Below are 15385 nucleotides of genomic sequence, written 5' to 3'. Positions count from 1 at the left end.
CGCTGATGGACAACGCGATGGCACCCGACCTCCCCGCCGACGACGGCATCGAGCCGATCGCGATCGTCGGGCTCGCCGCCCGGCTGCCCGGCGCTGCCGACGTCCGGCAGTTCTGGCGCAACCTGGTCGACGGCGTCGAGTCCGTCACCGAGCTGACCCGCGAGGAGCAGTTGGCCCGGGGCGCCGCGGTGGAGGAGGTCGACGACCCGGGGTGGGTCGCCCGCGCGCCGCTGGTCGACGGGTACGACGAGTTCGACGCCGAGCTGTTCGGGATGACCGCCCGGGAGGCGGAGATCACCGACCCGCAGCACCGGCTGTTCCTGGAGAGCTGCTACACCGCGTTGCAGGACGCCGGCTACGACCCGGCCCGTTACGACGGTGCGGTCGGCGTGTACGCCGGCACCGGCGGGAACACCTACCTGCACCGCTACGTGCTGCGCAACAAGCGCGTCGGCGGCAGCCCGCACGGCACGGTCTCCCGCGCCACCGGCAACTCGCCGAACTACGTGGCCACCAACGTGTCGTACCGGCTGGACCTGCGCGGGCCGAGCCTGACCGTGCACACCGCCTGCTCCACCTCGCTGGTCGCCTTCCACCTGGCCTGCGAGGCGCTGCGCAACGGCGAGTGCGACATGGCGCTCGCCGGTGGGGTCAACGTCGAGCTGCCGCACGTCGGCTACCTCGGCATGGACGGCTTCACCTCGCCGGACGGGCACTGCCGGCCGTTCGACGCCGCCGCCAACGGCACGGTCTGGGGCAGCGGAGCCGGCGTCACCCTGCTCAAGCGCCTCTCCGACGCGATCGCCGACGGCGACGCGATCCGCGCGGTGGTGCTCGGCAACGCCGTCAACAACGACGGCGCGGGCAAGGTCGGCTTCACCGCGCCCAGCATCGACGGGCAGATGGAGGCCATCGCCCAGGCCGTCGGGATGGCCGGGATCGACCCGCGCAGCATCAGCTACGTCGAGGCGCACGGCACCGGCACCGCGATGGGCGACCCGATCGAGGTGGCCGCCCTCACCGCGGTCTACACGAAGGACACCGACGACCGGGGCTGGTGCGGCATCGGCTCGGTGAAGTCCAACATCGGCCACCTCAGCCAGCCTTCCGGCATCGTCAGCGTGATCAAGACGGTGCTCGCGATGGAGCACGGCCTGATCCCGCCGACCATCAACTACGAGACCCCGAACCCGGCGATCGACTTCGCCGACACCCCGTTCTACGTGGCGAACACGCTGACCAAGTGGGACACCGACGGCGGGCCGCGCCGGGCCGGGGTCAGCTCCTTCGGCATCGGCGGCACCAACGCCCACGTGGTGCTCCAGGAGGCGCCGGCGGCGCACCGGGCCGACCCGACGGTCCGCCCGGCGCAGCTGCTGCACGTGTCGGCGAGGACCGCCACCGCCCTGGACGCCGCCGTGCTCCGGCTGGCCGAGCACCTGGAAAGCACCACCGACGGCGGGCCGCAGCTGCTCGCCGACGTGGCGCACACCCTGCGGGTGGGCCGCCAGGAGTACCCGCACCGGCGCGCGGTCGTCGCCACCGACCTGCCCTCCGCGGCGACTGCCCTGCGTGATCCGCGCGGCGGACATCGCGGTGCGACCGACCGTCCAGCGCCAACCGTCTGCTTCCTCTTCTCCGGCCAGGGCTCCCAGTACGCCGGGATGGGCGCGCAGCTCTACGCCGAGGAGCCGGCCTTCGCCGCCGCCGTGGACGAGTGCGCCGAGCTGCTCCGCCCCGACCTGGGGCTGGACGTCCGCGATCTGATCCTCGGCCGCGACCCGGAGGCGGGGGAGAAGCTCACCCAGACCCGCTACACCCAACCGGCCCTCTTCGTCGTCGAGTACGCCCTCGCCACGGCCTGGCGGCGGGCCGGGGTGCAGCCCGCCGCGATGATCGGCCACTCGATCGGCGAGTACGTCGCCGCCACCGTCGCCGGGGTGCTGAGCCTGCCCGACGCGCTGCGGGTGGTCGCCGCGCGGGGACGGCTGATGCAGTCGCTGCCCGCCGGCGCGATGCTCGCCGTCGCGCTGGACGAGTCGGTGGTCGCGCAGCGCCTCCCCGAGGGGCTGTCCATCGCCACCGTCAACGGCCCGGGCACCTGCGTGGTGGCCGGTGAGAGCGCCGCGGTCGCCGCGTTCGCCGAGACGATCAAGGGCAAGAGCAAGGCGCTGCGCACCTCGCACGCCTTCCACTCGCCGATGATGGAACCGATCCTGGCCGAGTTCACCGCGCTGATGGCGACCGTGCCGCTGCGCCCGCCGGCGATCCCGTTCCTGTCCAACGTCACCGGCACCTGGATCACCGCCGAGCAGGCCACCGACCCGGGGTACTGGGCCGCGCACCTGCGCCGGCCGGTGCGCTTCGGCGACTGCGTGGCCACCCTGCTCGCCGAGGGCACCTGGGCGCTGCTGGAGTGCGGCCCGGGCCGGCAACTGGCCAACCTGGCCCGGATGCAGGTCGCCAAGGCCGCCCCGGCCCAGCGGGCGCTGACCCCGCTGGGCAGCCTGCCCGGTCCGGGTGAGCGCACCGGTGACCTGGCCACCCTGCTGACCAGCGCCGGCGCGCTCTGGTGCGCCGGCGTCGGCGTGCAGCTCGCCGCCGATCCGGCCGCCCGGCGGGTGCCGCTGCCCACGTACCCGTTCGAGCGCCGCCGCTACTGGGTGGACCCGGACCCGGTGGACCGGGCCCCCGCGCCGGTCGAGCGCGGCCCGCGCCCGCTGCCGGAATGGTTCGCCGTGCCGGTGTGGCGGCAGGCCGCCGCCGAGCCGGGCAGCGTACCGCTGGGCCGCTGCCTGGTCCTCGCCGACGGCCCGCGCGGTGACGCGCTGGTCGCCGCGCTGCGGGCCGCCGGCGCCACGCCCGTCGTGGTACGCGCCGGCGAGCGCTTCGCGGCCGTCGACGGCGGATACCGGCTGCGCCCCGGCGCCCGCGAGGACCACGACGCCCTGGTGGCGGCGCTCGCCGCCGACCCGCCGCAGCGGCTGGTGCACGCCTTCGCCCTCGACGGCGACCCGGCCGGCACCGACGTCGCCGCCGCCTGGGCCGCCCAGGACCGGGGCTTCTTCAGCGCGTTGCACCTGGTGCAGGCGCTCGCCGGAGCCGGGCTGACCGCCGACGAGCGCGACCTGACCCTCGACCTGGTCACCGCCGGGATCGGGGACGTGACCGGCGCCGACCTGGTCCGCCCCGAGCACGCCACCCTCGCCGGGCTGGCCCGGGTGCTCCCGGCCGAGCTGCCCGGGCTGACCGTCCGGCTGGTGGACGCCGACCCGGCCTCCTCCGACGTGGCCGCGCTCGTCGCCGAGCTGCGCCGGCCGGTCGACCCGGAGCGCGCCGAGCTGGCGCTGCGCGGCCCGCGCCGCTGGGTGACCGGCTACGAGCAGGTCACCGTCGACGCCGAGGGCGAGCCGGGCGCGCTGCGCGAGGGCGGCCGGTACGTGATCACCGGCGGCCTGGGCGGGATCGGCGTCACCCTGGCCGAGGACTTCGCCCGGCGGGCCCGGGCGAAGCTGGTGCTGCTGGCCCGTTCGGGCCTGCCGCCGCGCGAGCGGTGGGACGAGCACCTGGCCGTGCACGGCGGCGCGGACCGGGCGGGCCGGGCGATCGCGGCGATCCGCCGGATGGAGGCGGCCGGCGCGTCGGTGCTGGTGCTCGCCGCCGACGTCACCGACCCGGCCGACCTGCGCCGGGTCCGCGCCGCCGCCGAGGCGCAGTTCGGCGGGATCGACGGCATCGTGCACGCCGCCGGCCTCCCCGGTGGCGGCATGGCCGAGGTCAAGGAGCGGGCCGAGGCCCAGCGGGTGCTCGCGCCGAAACTCGCCGGTACCCTCGCCCTCGCCGAGGTCTTCGGCGACCTGCCGCTGGACTTCGTGGTGCTCTGCTCCTCGATCACCGCGGTGATCGGCGGCTTCGGCCAGGTCGACTACTGCGCCGCGAACAGCTTCCTGGACGCGTACGCCCGGTCCGGCGCGGGCTTCCGGGCGCCGGTGGTGTCGCAGAACTGGGGCGGCTGGGCCGAGGTGGGCATGGCGGTGGAGACGGACGCGCCGGCCGGCTTCCGGGGCGCCGGCCGGGACACCGTCACCGCCGCGGTGCCGCACCCGGTGCTCACCACGAAGGTGACCGGCCCGGACGGCGTCGTGCTGCACGGCCTGGTCTCGGCCGCCACCCACTGGCTGCTCGACGAGCACCGCATCGGCGGCGTGCCGGTGGTGCCCGGCACCGCCCACCTGGAGTCGGTCCGGGCGGCGGTCGCCGCCGCGCTGCCCGCCCCGGCCGGGGACCCGGCGGTGGAGCTGCGCGACGTGGTCTTCCTGGAGCCCTTCTCGGTGCCGGACGGCACGGTCGCGCAGTACCGGGTCGAGCTGACCCCGGCCGGGGACGGCACGGACTTCGCGGTGTGCAGCCTCGCCGCCGGCCGGCTGCGCACCCACGTCCGCGGCACGGCCGGCTGGACCGACGAGCCGGCCCCACCGGCGCGGGTGCCGGCGGTGGCCGGCCGGCGGGTGGACGACGACGCCTCGTTCGGCCGGGGGCGCACCAGCATGCTCAGCTTCGGGCCGCGCTGGGCCGCGCTGGCCGAGCACCACCTGGGCGCGGGGGAGGAGCTGGCCCGGATCGCCGCGCCCGCCGAGGCGGTCGCCGACCTGCCCGCCTGGGGGCTGCACCCGGCGCTGCTGGACGTGGCCACCGCGTTCGGCCGGGGCCAGGGCAGCGGCACCTACCTGCCGCTGTCGTACGGGCGGATCGTGGTGCGCGGCGCCCTGCCGGCGCAGTTCCACAGCCACCTGCGGCACCGGGCCGGCGCCACCGACGAGGTGGTCGCCGCGGACCTGTCCCTGGTGGACGCCGACGGCCGCGAACTCGTCGCGATCACCGACTTCGTGCTGCGCCGGGTCGACCAGGGTGCGGTGACCGGGGGGCTGGCCACGGCGGGCACCCCGGCCGAGGCGGCCACCCCGGAGCCGGGCGTGCCGACCGAGGACATCCGGCCGGTCGACGGGGCCGAGGCGTTCCGCCGCAGCCTCACCGCCGGGCTCGGCGCCCAGGTGGTGATCGCCACCCGCAGCGTCGAGGACATCCGCCGCCGCGCCTCCCGGGTCACCACCGAAAGCCTGGAGGGCGCAGACGAACCGGCCGTCACCGCCCCGGCCGGCACCGGCGGCGGCTCCGCCGCGCCGCGTACCGAACTGGAGAGCACCATCGCCCAGGTGTGGCGGGACGGGCTGGGAGTGGCCGAGGTGGGCGTGGACGACGACTTCTTCGCCCTCGGCGGCAACTCCCTGGTCGCGGTCCAGCTCATCGCCACGATGCGCACGGCGACGGGGGTACGGCTGCCGATGCGCAGCCTCTTCGAGACCCCCACCGTCGCCGGCCTGGCCGCCCGGATCGAGGAGCTGCGGGCCACCGCCGCGTCCGCCGCCGAGCCCGCCCCGGCCACCATTCCCGCCATCCCGCGGCTACCCCGCGACTGAGCGTCGACAAACAGGAGTGACAGAGCAATGAGCGACACGATCGCGACGCTGCCGGTGGTCGTCGAGAACGACGGCACACCACTGACCGAGCTGATCGACCGGCGGCGGGCGGAGCTGCGCGCCGCCCTGGTCGAACACGGCGGGCTGCTGTTCCGCGGCTTCGACGTGGGCGGGGTGGACGGCTTCGACCGGGTGGTACGCGAGTTCTCCGGCGAGCCGCTGCTCTACACCGAGCGGTCCTCGCCCCGGCACGCCATCTCCGGCCGGGTCTACACCTCGACCGACTACCCACCGGACGAGGAGATCTTCCTGCACAACGAGAACTCGTACCAGGCACGCTGGCCGCTGACGCTCTTCTTCTACTGCATCAGCCCGCCGGACACCCTCGGCGCCACCCCGCTCGCCGACGTCCGCCGGGTGTACGCCGAGATCGACCCGGCGGTCCGCGAGGAGTTCGTCCGGCGCCGCTGGCTGCTGGTGCGCAACTTCCACGCCGACTTCGGCACCCGCTGGCAGGACGTGTTCGACACCGACGACCGCGCCCAGGTGCAGGCGTACGCGGCGGCGAACCGGATCGAGCTGGAGTGGGTCGGCGCGGACGGGCTGCGCACCCGGGCGGTCCGCGACGTGGTGCACCACCGGCCCGGCTCGGACGTCCCGCGCTGGTTCAACCACGCCACCTTCTTCCACGTGAGCACCCTGCCGAAGGACTACCAGGAGGGGCTGCTGGACATGTTCGGCCCCGACGGGCTGCCGGCGAACACCTACTACGGCGACGGCGGCGAGATCTCCGCCGACGTGCTGGAGCACCTGCGGGCCGCCTACCGGGCCGCCAGCGTCCGCTTCGACTACCGGCGCGACGACGTGCTGGTGGTCGACAACATGACAGCCGCGCACGGCCGGGAGCCCTTCACCGGGCCGCGCCGGATCGCCGTGGCGATGGCCGAACCGCACACCCCCGAGAGCGCTGGAGAGCACTGATGGCCGAATCCCGATTCCTGGTCGTCCGCAACGACGAGGAGCAGTACTCGATCTGGCCGGCCGACCGTGCGCTCCCCGCCGGGTGGCACGACGCCGGGTTCGCCGGTACCCGCGAGGAGTGCCTGGCCCACGTGGACACCGTCTGGACCGACATGCGCCCCCGCTCCGTACGGGAGGTCTCCTCATGACGCGGGAGTGGACCTTCCCGGCCTCCTTCGCCCAGGAGCGGGTGTGGATGGCCAACCAGCTCGACCCCGCCTCGCCGGTCTACAACGTCTCCGTCCCGTGGCGCTTCCCGGCCGGCATCGACGCCGACACCGCGAGCGAGATCGTCGGCCGGGTCGTCGCCCGGCACGAGTCGCTCCGCACCCACCTGCGGTCCGACGACGGCGCCCTGCTCCAGGTGGTGCGGGAGTACGAGCCGGTCCGGCTGCCCGCCGACGACCTGCGCGACCTGCCCGAGGCGGAGCGCAGGAACCGGTACCTGGCCCTGGGTACCGAGCTGGCCCGTACCCCCATCCCGCTGGACGCGGCGCCGCTGTGGCGGGCCCGGCTGGTCCGCCTCGACGACGCCTGGACGCTGCTGTTCGTGGTGCACCACGCCGTCTTCGACAGCCACTCGGCGGTGCTGCTGGCGGCCGAACTGGCCGCGTTCAGCCAGGCCGCGCTGACCGGCGCGCCTGCCGCCGTGCCCGAGCTGCCCATCCAGTACGCCGACTTCGCGGTCTGGCAGCGCGACCAGCTCACCGGCGCGGAGCTGGACCGGCAGCTGGCCTTCTGGACCGGGCACCTGGCTGGGGCGCCGGCGGTCACCGGGCTGCCGCTGGACCGCCCCCGCCCGGCCCAGCTCGGGTTCGCCGGCGACGAGGTGCGCTTCGCCCTGTCCGACGGGCTGCTCGACCGGGTCGGCCGGCTCGCCGCCGGGTCGGCGGCCACCCCGTACATGGTGCTGCTCGCCGGGTTCGCCGCCCTGCTGTCGCGGATCTCCGGCGACACCGAGGTGGTGGTCGGCGTCTCCACCGCCGGCCGGGACACCCCGGAGCTGACTCCGCTGATCGGCATGTTCGTCAACCCGGTGGCGCTGCGCTGCGACGTCGGCGGCGACCCCAGCTTCACCGAGCTGCTCGGGCGGGTCCGCGCCGGTCTGGTGGACGCGATGGAGCACGGACAGACCCCGTTCCAGCGGATCGTCGAGGCGGTCGCCCCGCAGCGCGACCCGTCCGTGCAGCCGATCTTCCAGACCGCGCTGAACTTCATCCCCGACTCGGGCCTGGACCCGGTGGAGCTGGGCACCACCAAGGACGACCTGGCCTTCGACGTCACCACCGGCGAGAGCCGCCTGGTCTACCGCACCGACCTGTTCGACCGGGCCACCGCCGAGGCGGTGGTCGCCCGGTACGTGCGGCTGCTCACCGCCGCCGTCGACGAGCCGGGACGGCCGGTCTCCGCGCTGCCGCTGCTGGACGACGCCGAGCGGGACCTCGTCCTGCGGGCCTGGAGCGGCGGGCAGGACGCCCCGGCGTTCTGCTCCGTGGTGGAGCGGGTGCAGCGGCAGGCCGCCGCCACCCCGCAGGCCGTCGCCCTGGTCTGCGAGGGCGTGTCGCTGACGTACGCCGAGCTGAACGCCGCCGCCAATCGGCTCGCCCGGGTGCTGGTGGCCCGGGGCGCGGCCCCGGAGACCCGGGTGGCGCTCGCCCTGCCCCGCTCGCCCGAGCTGCTGGTCGCGATCCTCGCCGTGCTCAAGTCCGGTGCCGCGTACGTCCCGGTCGACACCGGCTATCCGGCCGGCCGGATCGCGTACCTGCTCTCCGACGCGGAGCCGGCGCTGGTGCTGGCCCTGCCGGAGACCGCCGCCCTGGTGCCGGCCGGCGCCGTGGTGCTCGACGGGGAGGTCGGCGCCGACCAGGCCGACACCGACCTGACCGACGCCGACCGGGCCGCCCCGCTGCACCCGGAGCACCCGGCGTACGTGCTCTACACCTCCGGCTCCACCGGCCGGCCGAAGGGCGTGGTGGTGGCGCACCGGGCCGTGGCCGCGTACCTGGCCTGGGCCCGGGACACCTACCCGGGGCTGGCCGGCACCGCACTGCTGCCCTCGCCGGTCTCCTTCGACCTCACGGTGACCGGCCTGCTCGGTCCGCTCACCGCCGGCGGCACGGTGCGGCTGGCCGGGATCGACGCCTCGCACGCCCGGGCCGGCGGCCCGCCCAGCTTCCTCAAGGTCACCCCGAGCCACCTGCCGCTGCTCGACGCCGCGCTGTCACCCACCACCGACCTGGTGATCGGGGGCGAGGCCCTCACCGGTGAGCAGCTTCAGAGCTGGCGGGCCGCCCACCCGGACGTGGCGGTCGTCAACGAGTACGGCCCGACCGAGGCGACCGTCGGCTGTGTCGCCGCCCGGATCGCACCCGGGCAGCCGGTCGGCGCCGGAGCGGTGCCGATCGGCCGCCCCACCGCCGGCGCGCGGGTGCACCTGCTCGACGCCGCGCTCCAGCCGGTGCCGCCGGGGGTGGTCGGCGAGCTGTACGTCGGCGGCGACCAGCTGGCCCGGGGTTACCTGCGCCGGCCCGGCCTCACCGCCGAGCGCTTCCTGCCCTGCCCGTACGGTCCGCCGGGCGGGCGGATGTACCGCACCGGCGACCTGGCCCGGTGGCGGGCCGACGGCACCCTGGAGTACCTGGGCCGCCGCGACGACCAGGTCAAGGTGCGCGGCATGCGCATCGAGCTGGGCGAGATCGAGTCGGCGATGCTGGCCCACCCGCAGGTCCGCGAGGCGGCGGTGGCGGTGCGCACCGACTCCGGCGAGCCGGCCCTGGTCGGCTACCTGGTCGGTGCCGCCGACGAGGCCGCCCTCGCCGCCGCGCTGGCCCGCGAGCTGCCGGCCCACCTGGTGCCGGTCGCGTTCGTCCGCCTCGACGCGCTGCCGCTGACCGCGAACGGCAAGCTGGACCGCGCCGCGCTGCCCGCCCCGGCGGCCACCGTCGCACCCGACGGCTACGTCCCGCCGCGCACCGACGCCGAGACCCTGGTGGCCGAGGTGTACGCCGAGATCCTCCAGGTGGAGAAGGTCGGCGCGCTGGACGACTTCTTCACCCTCGGCGGCAACTCGCTGCGCGGTATGCGGGCGATGGCCCGGATCCGCGCCGAGGTGGACGTCGACCTGCCGATGCGGGCGCTGTTCAGCAGCCCCGTGGTCGCCGACCTGGCCGCCCAGATCGAGCAGCGGATCGCCGCCGAGCTGGACGAGCTCTCCGAGACCGAGGTCGCCGCGCTGCTGGCGGCGGAGAAGGACACCCCCACATGACGGACCTGAAGGATCCCGCCCGGGAAGCCGCCCGCGCGGCGCTGATCGCCCAGCGGCTTCGTCGGCGGCAGGCCGCGCCCACCGCCCGGATCACGCCGCGTCCCGAGGGTGCCGAGGTGCCGCTGTCGTACGCCCAGGAGCGGGTCTGGTTCATGGACCAGCTGGCTCCGGGCGAGGCGGCGTACCACATCGCGGTGCCGCTGCGGGTGCGCGGGCCGCTGGACGTCACGGCGCTGCGCGCCGCCCTGGCCGGGCTGACCGCCCGGCACGAGTCGCTGCGTACCCGTTTCCCGGCCGACGCCGACGGCCGCCCCACCGTCGTGGTCGCCGACACCGTGCAGGTGCCGCTGACCGTGGTGGACGCCGCCGACGAACAGGCCGCGCAGGCGCTGGTGGACGCCGCCGCGGCCGAGCCGTTCGACCTGGCGGCCGGGCCGCTGCTGCGCGCCCTGCTGATCCGGCTGGCTGACGACGATAATCCGGCCTCCGCGCCGCAGGACGGCACTCCGGACCGGATGAACGTCGCAGACGACCACGTGCTCTTCCTCGGCCAGCACCACATCGTCGGCGACGGCTGGTCGGTGGACGTGCTGCTGCGCGACCTGATCACCCTGTACCGGGGTGGCGAGCCGCCCGCCCTGCCGGTGCAGTACGGCGACTTCGCCCACTGGGAGGCCCGGGAGCTGGACGGGCCGCAGGCCCGGGGGCACCTGGACTGGTGGAAGCGGCGGCTGGCCGGGATCGCCCCGCTGGAACTGCCGCTGGACCGGCCCCGCCCGGCCACCCAGACCTACCGGGGCGACTTCGTCGAGTTCCAGGTGGACCGGGAGGTCACCGACGGGCTTGCCGCGCTCACCCGCGCCTCGGGCGGGACCCTGTTCATGACCCTGCTCGCCGCGTACCAGGTGCTGCTGGCCCGGCACGCCGGGCAGGACGACTTCGCCGTCGGCGCCTCGGTCGCCGGCCGGTCGGCCCCGGAGCTGGAGGACGTGGTCGGCATGTTCGTCAACATGCTGCCGATGCGCGCCGAGCTGGCCGGCGACCCTACCTTCCGCGAGCTGCTGGCGCGCACCCGCCGGGCCGTGCTGGACGGTTTCGAGCATGCGGAGGTGCCGTTCGCGAAGGTGGTGCACGAGCTGGGACTGCCCCGCGACGTCAGCCGCTCGCCGGTGTTCCAGGCCATGTTCGTGCTGCAGAACTACGAGATGGGCCGCTTCGCCGGGGTCTCCGACGCCGACGAGGTGAGCTTCCGCTGGACGCCGATGGAGCTGCGGGCCACCCGCTTCGACTTCGAACTGCACGCCGTGGAGGTACCCGACGGCGTCTGGGGCAAGCTGGTCTTCAACACCGACCTGTTCACCCGAGACACCCTCGAGCGGATGGCCGAGCGGTGGAAGGCCCTGCTGGCGGCGGTGGTCGCCGCCCCGGACACCCCGGTCTCCGCGCTGGACCTGCTCGCCCCGGCCGAGCGGGCGCTGCTGGCGAGCTGGAACGACACCGCCGCCGACTTCCCCGTCACCCAGACGCTGCACGCGCCGATCGAGGAGCGCGCCGCGGCCACCCCGGACGCGGTCGCGGTCACCATCGAGGGCCGGTCGGTGACGTACGCCGAGCTGAACGCCGCGGCCAACCGGGTCGCGCACCGGCTCCGCGCGGCCGGTGTCGGCCCGGAGACCCTGGTCGGCGTCTGCGCCGAACGGTCGGTGGAGCTGGTCGCCGGCCTGCTCGGGGTGCTCAAGGCCGGCGGCGCGTACCTCCCGCTGGACCCGGAGTACCCGGCGGACCGGCTGGCCTTCATGGTCGACGACGCCGCCGCGCCGGTGGTGCTGGTGCAGGAGCACCTGCGCGACGTGCTGCCGCCCACCGGCGCCACCGTGCTCGCGCTGGACGACGCCCGGGTCTGGGCCGACCAGCCCGCCCACGACCCGAGGCCGGCGGCCGGCCCGGAGCACCTGGCGTACGTCATCTACACCTCCGGCTCGACCGGCCGCCCGAAGGGTGTGCCGAACACCCACCGGGGCATCGTCAACCGGCTGGACTGGATGCAGCGGACCTACCGGCTCGGCACCGACGACGCGGTGCTGCAGAAGACCCCGGCCAGCTTCGACGTCTCGGTCTGGGAGTTCTTCTGGCCGCTGCGCGAGGGCGCCCAGCTGGTGCTGGCGAAGCCCGGCGGGCACAAGGACGCCGGTTACCTGCGCGACCTGCTGGTCGCCGAGCGGGTCACCACCGCGCACTTCGTGCCCTCGATGCTGACGGTCTTCCTCGCCGAGGACGGTGTCGAGGCGGCGACCGCGCTGCGCCGGGTGATCTGCTCCGGTGAGGAGCTGGCGCTCGCCACTGCGGTCGACTTCACCACCCGGCTGCCCGCCTGCGCGCTGCACAACCTGTACGGCCCGACCGAGGCGGCCATCGACGTCAGCGCCTGGCACTGCGACCCGGCGCTGCTGCCGGGCCGGACCAGCGTGCCCATCGGCGGCCCGATCGCCAACCTGCGGCTGCACGTGCTGGACCCGCACGGCAACCCCTGCCCCGTCGGGGTGGCCGGCGAGCTGCACATCGGCGGGGCCGGGCTGGCCCGCGGCTACCACCGCCGGCCGGCGCTGACCGCCGAGCGGTTCGTGCCGGACCCGTTCTCGGGTGAGCCGGGAGCCCGGCTCTACCGCACCGGCGACCTGGCCCGCTGGGTCACCGCCCCGGCCGCCGTACCCGCCGATCCGGCCGCCGCCGGGGACGGCCCGGCTGCCGCCGCCGGGCGGCCCGCCGGGGTGATCGAGTTCCTGGGCCGGATGGACCACCAGGTGAAGCTGCGCGGCCTGCGGATCGAACTGGGCGAGATCGAGAGCGCGCTGCGCGAGCAGCCCGCGGTGACCGAGGCGGCGGTGATCGTCCGCGAGGACACCCCCGGCGACAAGCGGCTGACCGCCTACCTCGTCGGCGCGGCCGAGCACGCCGCGCTGAAGGCGGCGCTGAAGGAGACCCTGCCCGAGTACATGGTGCCCGCCGCGTTCGTCACCCTGGACGCGCTCCCGCTGACCCCCAACGGCAAGCTGGACCGCCGGGCGCTGCCCGCCCCGGTGGTCACCCGGGAGGCGTCGGTCGCCCTGGTCGCGCCGCGCGACGACACCGAGCGGCTGCTCGCCGGCATCTGGTCGGAGGTGCTCGGCGTCGCGACGCTCGGCATCGACGACGACTTCTTCGACCTCGGCGGGCACTCCATGCTCGCCACCCAGGTGGTGGCGAAGATCCGCAAGACGGAGCACGGCGGGCGCGCCGTCGGCGTGATGGACCTGTTCCAGCAGCGGACCATCCGCGACCTGGCCCGGTTCATCTCCGGCGGCGACGACGACGGCGGCGGGCCCCGCCGACTGCTCTACGAGCTGACCAAGCCCATCCCGGCGGCGAAGCGGCGGCTCAGCTACGTCTGCGTCCCGTACGGCGGCGGCAGCGCCATCGTCTACCAGCCCCTGGCGGACGCGCTGCCCGACGGCCACGCCCTGTGGTCGCTGGCCATCCCCGGGCACGACGTCGGGCTCAGCGAGGACGGCCTGCCGTTCGAGGAGCTGACCAGCCGGGTCGCCGAGGAGATCCTGGAACGTGTCGAGGGCCCCCTCGCGCTCTACGGCCACTGCGGCGTGGGCAGCGCGATCGTCGCCGAGGTGGCCCGCAAGGTGGAGGCGGCCGGCCGGGACCTGGCGGCGGTCTACATCGGCGCAATGTTCCCGTTCGCCCGCCCCCGGGGCGCCTTCGCGGCCCTGCGCAACCGGCTCGAACGACTGCGCAGCAACCGGCACTACGCGAGCTGGCTCAAGTCGATGGGAGTGGACACCGGCGAGCTGGACCCGGAACAGGCCGACCGGATCATCAGCAACATGCGCGCCGACTCGCGTGCCTCCGAGGAGTACTTCACCGGCCTGCTCGACCGGGGCGCGACGAAGCTGCGGGCGCCGATCGTCTCGGTGGTCGGCTCGGAGGATCCGGTGACCGACTACCACGCCGAGCGATACGCCGAGTGGCAGTTCCTCAGCGACACCCTCGGCCTGGTGGTCCTCGACCAGGCCGGGCACTTCTTCCTGAAGTACCGCGCCGAGGAACTGGCGGAGATCCTCACCCGGGTCCACCCGGCGGTCGCCGCCGGGGACGTCTCCGCGCTCACCCCGCAGGCCCGGGGAGCCGACGCCGGCTGGGCGGTCGCCGCCCACCAGCGGGTGGGCGGGCCCGGCGGGCCGGAACCGGCCGTGGTGAAGCCCAGCATGGCCCGCTTCGTCGCGGTCACCGCCGGACAGCTGGTCTCCACCACCGGCTCCGCGCTGACCGCGTTCGCGCTGCCGATCTGGCTGTTCACCCGGACCGGGTCGGTGGCCGACCTGGGTCTGCTCTGGGCGCTGGCGCTGATCTGCGGCGTGCTGATGCTGCCGGTGGCCGGCGCGGTCACCGACCGGGTCAGCCGCCGCAGGATCATGATGATCGCCAGCTGCACCGCAGGGTCGCTGCAGCTGGTGCTCGCCGCGCTGCTCTGGACCGACAACCTGGTCCTCTGGCACATCTACGCCCTGGTCGCGTTGAGCCAGGTCGCCGGCTCGTTCCAGCGGATCGCGTTCCAGTCGGCGGTGCCGCAACTGGTGCCGAAGCGCTACCTCGGGCACGCGATGGGCATCACCCAGCTCTCCAGCGGCTTCGCGATGCTGCTCATGCCGGTCTTCGCCGCCGGCCTGCTCGCCGCCATCGAACTCAAGGGCATCCTGCTCATCGACGTGGCGAGCTACCTGGTGGCGGTGCTGACCCTGGCCGTGGTGCGCTTCCCCGACCTGCTCGGCTGGCGGCCCCGGGAGCGGCTGCTGGTGGCGATCGCCAACGGGCTGCGCTACTCCTGGCAGCACCGGGGCTTCCGGCTGATGCTCGGCTACTTCGCCCTGGGCAACATCTTCCTCGCCCCGGCGCTGGTGCTCACCACCCCGCTGGTGCTCTCCTTCGGCAGCGCCACCCAGGTCGCGCAGGTGGCCCTGGCCGAGGCCTGCGGCGCGGTGGCCGGGGGCGTGCTTATGTCCCTGTGGGGCGGGCCCCGGCGCCGGCGGATGGTCGGCGTGCTGGTCGGCAACCTCGGCACCGCGCTCGGCTGTGTGCTGGTCGGCCTGGACGCCTCCGTGACCATGGTCTGCGTCGGCATCTTCTGGCTGGCCATGGCGATGACCACCGCGCAGTCGATCTACGCGACCATCGTGCAGGTCAAGGTGCCGCAGCGCTTCCACGGCCGGGTGTTCAGCCTCAACCAGACCATCTCCTGGTCGACCCTGCCGATCGGTTTCGCGCTGCTCGCCCCGGCGGCGACCGGCCTCTTCGAGCCGATGCTCGCCCCGGGCGGTTCGCTGGCCGGGTCGGTGGGCGCGGTGATCGGCACCGGCCCGGGCCGGGGCATCGGGTTCGCGTACGTCTGCTTCGGGCTGGCCCTGGTCCTGATCACCCTGGGCGGCTTCGCGATCCGGATGCTGCGCCGCTTCGACATCGAGGTGCCGGACTCGCTGCCCGACGACCTGATCGGTGCGCAGGAGCGCCGGCGGCGGCTCGCCGAGCGGGCGGCGGCGCAGGAGCGGGAGCCGGTCGCGGCGTGACCCGGCGTGGGCCC

General features: G+C 75.0%; 5 protein-coding genes. All 5 read left to right on the top strand.

Translation table 11 applies throughout. The features are described from left to right. Window positions 1-5 precede the first annotated feature (5 nt). From ACSNN7_RS04350 to ACSNN7_RS04330, 5 genes are read left to right on the top strand one after another with little or no spacing between them, the layout of a single operon-like run. The gene (locus ACSNN7_RS04350) at window positions 6-5477 is read left to right on the top strand and encodes an SDR family NAD(P)-dependent oxidoreductase (protein ID WP_436679291.1); all 5472 of its coding nucleotides are present in this window, start codon (window positions 6-8) and stop codon (window positions 5475-5477) included. A gap of 27 nt (window positions 5478-5504) precedes the next feature. Next, on the top strand, window positions 5505-6458 hold the full coding sequence (locus tag ACSNN7_RS04345) for a TauD/TfdA family dioxygenase (protein WP_436679289.1): 954 nt from the start codon (window positions 5505-5507) through the stop codon (window positions 6456-6458). Further along, on the top strand, window positions 6458-6646 hold the full coding sequence (locus tag ACSNN7_RS04340; RefSeq protein ID WP_436679288.1) for an MbtH family protein: 189 nt from the start codon (window positions 6458-6460) through the stop codon (window positions 6644-6646). Before ACSNN7_RS04345 ends, ACSNN7_RS04340 begins: the two co-directional genes overlap by 1 nt. Then, entirely contained in the window at window positions 6643-9762 is a 3120-nt protein-coding gene (locus tag ACSNN7_RS04335) for a non-ribosomal peptide synthetase (RefSeq protein WP_436679287.1), read from the top strand. The genes ACSNN7_RS04340 and ACSNN7_RS04335 overlap by 4 nt, the downstream gene beginning before the upstream one ends. Beyond that, window positions 9759-15371, top strand: a complete 5613-nt coding sequence (locus ACSNN7_RS04330; protein ID WP_436679286.1) for an amino acid adenylation domain-containing protein — start codon at window positions 9759-9761, stop codon at window positions 15369-15371. The genes ACSNN7_RS04335 and ACSNN7_RS04330 overlap by 4 nt, the downstream gene beginning before the upstream one ends. Window positions 15372-15385: the final 14 nt, after the last annotated feature.

The organism is Micromonospora sp. URMC 105, assembly GCF_051386295.1.
GTDB lineage: Bacteria > Actinomycetota > Actinomycetes > Mycobacteriales > Micromonosporaceae > Micromonospora.
This window is presented reverse-complemented; position numbering and strand designations above follow the sequence as displayed.

Excerpts from the sequence above, each read along its gene's own strand:
- ACSNN7_RS04335 (WP_436679287.1), top strand. The coding sequence starts at position 6,643 with ATGACGCGGGAGTGGACCTTCCCGGCCTCCTTCGCCCAGGAGCGGGTG.
- ACSNN7_RS04330 (WP_436679286.1), top strand. The coding sequence starts at position 9,759 with ATGACGGACCTGAAGGATCCCGCCCGGGAAGCCGCCCGCGCGGCGCTG.
- ACSNN7_RS04345 (WP_436679289.1), top strand. The coding sequence starts at position 5,505 with ATGAGCGACACGATCGCGACGCTGCCGGTGGTCGTCGAGAACGACGGC.
- ACSNN7_RS04340 (WP_436679288.1), top strand. The coding sequence starts at position 6,458 with ATGGCCGAATCCCGATTCCTGGTCGTCCGCAACGACGAGGAGCAGTAC.
- ACSNN7_RS04350 (WP_436679291.1), top strand. The coding sequence starts at position 6 with ATGGACAACGCGATGGCACCCGACCTCCCCGCCGACGACGGCATCGAG.